Source organism: Rhodothermales bacterium (genome assembly GCA_034439735.1).
GTDB lineage: Bacteria > Bacteroidota > Rhodothermia > Rhodothermales > JAHQVL01 > JAWKNW01.
Map to the genome: position 1 here is coordinate 1 of JAWXAX010000006.1, position 4294 is coordinate 4294.

At 63.8% G+C, this 4294-nt stretch carries 5 protein-coding genes; all 5 read left to right on the forward strand.

Annotated features, from left to right (window positions below; genetic code table 11):
- Window positions 1-778: NAD-binding protein (locus SH809_00230; GenBank protein MDZ4698102.1), on the forward strand; the 778-nt coding region annotated here is incomplete at its 5' end.
- Window positions 779-783: 5 nt separating this feature from the next.
- The gene (locus SH809_00235; protein ID MDZ4698103.1) at window positions 784-1671 is read left to right on the forward strand and encodes a shikimate dehydrogenase; all 888 of its coding nucleotides are present in this window, start codon (window positions 784-786) and stop codon (window positions 1669-1671) included.
- 63 nt (window positions 1672-1734) lie between these two features.
- Window positions 1735-2664, forward strand: a complete 930-nt coding sequence (locus SH809_00240) for an HDOD domain-containing protein (protein MDZ4698104.1) — start codon at window positions 1735-1737, stop codon at window positions 2662-2664.
- Between the two features lie 67 nt (window positions 2665-2731).
- Window positions 2732-3865 (forward strand): aromatic ring-hydroxylating dioxygenase subunit alpha, encoded by a 1134-nt coding sequence (locus SH809_00245; protein MDZ4698105.1) that lies wholly within the window; start codon window positions 2732-2734, stop codon window positions 3863-3865.
- Window positions 3862-4294: laccase domain-containing protein (locus SH809_00250; protein ID MDZ4698106.1), on the forward strand; the 433-nt coding region annotated here is incomplete at its 3' end. The genes SH809_00245 and SH809_00250, both read left to right, overlap by 4 nt.

Genomic DNA, 4294 nt, shown 5'->3' on the forward strand with positions numbered 1-4294 from the left:
GGCCAGCAGCGGCATCGTCCCGGTCGTATTTATGGTGGTGATCGGCACCGTGGCCATCTATGGGCTGACGGCCACGCCGCTGGCCCGGTTACTGAAACTGGCACACCCGAATCCGCAGGGCGCCCTGTTCATCGGGGCGCAATCGTGGGTGCGGCGTCTCGCCAAGGTGCTTCAGGAGCAGGGATTCAAAGTATTGTTGATCGACTCCGACCCGCGTAACGTAGCGCACGCGCAACAGGCCGGCCTGGACGCTCGCATGGCCCACGTATTGTCGAAAGATGTGATTGATGAGCTGGAGCTGAGCGAGATGGGGCGGATGCTGGTGATGACGCCCAACGAGGAGATCAACGCCCTGGCGACGCTCAACTTCCACGAGTACTTCGACAGCGCCGAGGTGTACCAGCTTCCCGTGCGTCCGCGGGACGATTTGAGGCAGGCCACCGAACACACCGAGCACATCCGCGGCCGGCAACTTTTTGGCGACCACGTCACGTTCGCGTCCCTCAATACCCGGTTCATCAGCGGCGCAGCCATCAAGACCGGGATGTTATCCGAGGCATTTACCTACGACGACTTTATCATGCGGTATGGGAAAAACGCCATTCCGCTGTTTGTCATGCGGCCATCGGGTGTGTTGGCCGTGTTTACGACGGATAACGAGGTGAAGCCGCAGCCGGGCGATACGTTGATCGCCCTGATCAACCGGGCGGACCGCGTGGCCGGCGAGTCGGACGGCATGATGGCCCTCACCGAGCCGTCTCCTACGGTTGACGCATAAGCGCGATGGCCTCCGAAATCTCGCCTGCCGGCATCGACGCGAAAACGCGCCTCGTCACGTTGCTCGGCTACCCCCTCTCCCATTCCCTTTCGCCGATCATCCACAATGCGGCGTTTCGAGCGCAGGGCATCAACATGGTGTACCTGTGCCTCCCCGCGCCGCCGGAGGCGCTGCCGGCCGTGCTCGCCGGCTTGCGCGCGGCCCGGTTCGTGGGTTCGAACGTGACGATCCCACATAAACAGGCGGTGGTTGAGCGGGTGGATGTGTTGTCGGACCGCGCGCGGGCCGTCGGGGCGGTCAACACAATCGTGTGCCGGCCGGGTGAGGGTGAAGCCCTTCCGCGTTTATATGGGGATAATACGGACATCGCCGGCTTTCTCGCCCCGCTGGCGGCCCACGCTCACGCGGTTCGAGGCGCTTCGGTGGTCGTATTCGGCGCCGGCGGGTCGGCGCGCGCCGTCGTTTACGCCCTGTTGACCGAACTGGCGCCCTCGCGCCTCTGGATCGCCGCGCGGAATACGGATCGCGCGGAGGCGCTTGCCGCGGACTTCGCGTCCTACGACACCCGCGGCGCGCTCGGCGTCTGCGCCCTGGCCGACGCCTCGGCGCCCGTGCGCGCCAGCCGGCTGCTGGTCAACACCACCCCGCTCGGGATGCAACCCGGCATCGACGCCTCCCCCTGGCCGGCCGCCGGTGATTTTCAGGCCGGGCAGATTGCCTACGACCTCGTCTATAATCCCCGCGAAACACGGTTCTTACGCGAGGCCTCGGGGCGGAACGCCGTTGCTGTGGGCGGGCTGGAGATGCTCATCGAACAGGCCGCCGCGTCCTATGTGCAGTGGACCGGTATGGACATGCCGCGCGCGGCCGTACGACAGGCGCTCACCGCTTAACCCAGTCGCCCGCGTGTCCGATACATAGAAGACACGATTCGCCCGATTGTCCGACCATTCTGAATGAACCAGCCCGGCCGAGGGAAAAATACGTCGCTTGCCCATCTCAACCTTCGCTATCCGGCGTTACCCCAGACGTTTCTGCGGATCATGGAGCTGATGGAGCAGGACGCCAGCAGCGATGCCGGGGCGGTGAGCGACGCCATTGTGCACGACCCCGGCGCCGTGGGGCGGATTCTGCGCCTGGCCAACTCGGGGCGCCAGCGGCCGGAGGATGAGATTCGCACGGTGCATAAAGCCGTCGAGGTGCTCGGTCCTGAAACCGTGGCCGGCGTCATCCTCAGCATGAATATGTCCGAGATACGCTCTACGCTGGACATCACGACGACGTTGCCCTTCCTCAATTTCGTCCGCCATAGCGTGGCGACAGCCTTTCTCGCCCGGTATCTTTATTTAATGAACCCCGAGGCGCCGCGCGACGCCGCCGCTCGGCTGGAGCGGGCCAACGAGGCGTTTACGGCCGGCCTCATGCACGACTTCGGCAAACTCCTCCTGCTTTACAACTTTCCGGAGGAAGCCTCGCGATTTTACGGCGCCATGGCCCATGAATTCCGGACCGACTACGCCATTCTCGAGGCGGAGCGGGTGTTGTTCGGGTTCAGCCACGTCGAGGCCGGCAGCTTCCTCGCCCGGCAGATGCACTTCCCGGCCCAGCTCACCCAGGCGATGGCGCTCCATCACACCTACGCCGACCTTGGGACGATGCCCCGCGCCCTCCGCCAGCTCGTCTATGTGGTCTCCGCCGCCAATCGTGCCGCCCATGCGATGGAAGAGGAATCGGACGACTCCGATCTCGAGCGCTGTTTTCAGGACGACATCTGGCGCCTCCTCCTCGCCGATGGCGCCCTCTCGGTGGATTCCCTTCAGGACCTTCTCGGCGAATTCGTCGAGCTGAAACCCTCGCTGGAAGAATACCTCGGCGCTTTCGCCTGATGGGCTCTGGATCGTCCGCCTTCCCCGCGCGTATCTTCTGCGATCTACACGCAGTCACGGTTAACGCATGCGGGATACACCCCCCTGGCACCCCTCCGTGCCCGAATGGTCGCCGGAGACTCTGGACGTCGATCCCATCGAGCGCTCCGAAACCATTCCCTCCAGCTGGTATGTCGATCCCGCGTTTCATGCCTGGGATCGGACCGCCGTTTTTTCGACCCACTGGCAGTACGCCGGCCACATCGGGCAGCTTCGGGAAGCGGGTGACTACCTGACGGCGGATGCCGCCGGCGCCCCGGTCGTCGTCGTCCGGGGGACCGATGGGGCGCTGCGAGCATTTTATAATGTCTGCCGCCACCGCGGTGGACCCCTGGCGCTGGACCATTGCGGCCGCTCCGCCATGCTCCAGTGTAAATACCACGGATGGACGTATCGGCTGGATGGCTCGCTGCGCGGGGTGCCGCGGTTTAATCGGGTCGATCTGTTTGATAAGAAAGACTACGGCCTGAAACCCGTACGGGTGGCCACGTGGGAAGGTCTCGTGTTTATACACGCCGGCGAACCGCTCCTCCCCCTGGGCGATCTCCTGGCCGGCATCGCCGAGCGTATCGCCCCGATGCGTCTGGAGGGCCTTCGCTTTGCACGCCGCATCCGCTACGAGGTGGCCTGCAATTGGAAGGTTTATGTCGACAACTACCTCGAGGGGTATCATCTCCCTTACGTGCACCCCGAATTATGCGATGTGCTGGATGTCGGGCGGTACGAAACCGAGACGTTTTCGTATTATTCGCTCCAGTACAGCCCGCTCAGCCCCGATTCCACCCGCTACGGCGCCGCTTCCGATTCTGCCTATTATTACTTCGTGTTTCCCAATTGCATGCTCAATATCATGCCGGGCCGGCTGCAGATGAACATCGTACTGCCGCTGGCCCCCGATCGATGTGTGGTCCTGTTCGATTATTTCTACACCGATACCGACTCCCTGGCGGCGGCCAGGAAGATAGAGGAGGATATGGCGTTCAGCGATCATGTGCAGCAGGAAGACATCGAGATCTGTGAGTGGGTGCAGCGGGGACTGGCTTCGCCGGCGTACGACCGGGGCCGGTTTTCGGTGGAATGTGAGCAGGGGGTTTACCATTTCCAGACCCAGCTGAAAACGGCCTACCGGTCGGCGGCGCGTGCCGCGGGGAACGCCCTATGACGCTCGCGGCCCCAGCACCGGTATGGGTGAAGCCGGCCATTTTTGATTCCATCGCCGGCGTCGTGGCAGGTTTCAGCACGCGCCTCGGCGGCGTGAGTGTGTCGCCTTTTGATAGCCTCAATCTCGGGTTGAGCACCAACGACACCCGCGAAGCCGTGCTCGAAAACCGGCGTCGGCTCTTTGGAGCAGTGGGATTTGAGGCCGGCCAGCTGGCTATTACCGGCCAGGTGCATGGCGCCGAAGTAGCGGTCGTGGAAACGCCGGGGCTCTATCCAGGGTTTGATGGGCTGGTGACGACGACCCCTCGTCTTTTATTATGCCTCAGCGCGGCGGATTGTGCTTCGGTGTTGTTCGCCCGGGCCGACGGCGGCATGGTGGGGGCGTGCCACGCCGGCTGGCGCGGGGCGGCGGGGGGTATTGTCGCCCGCA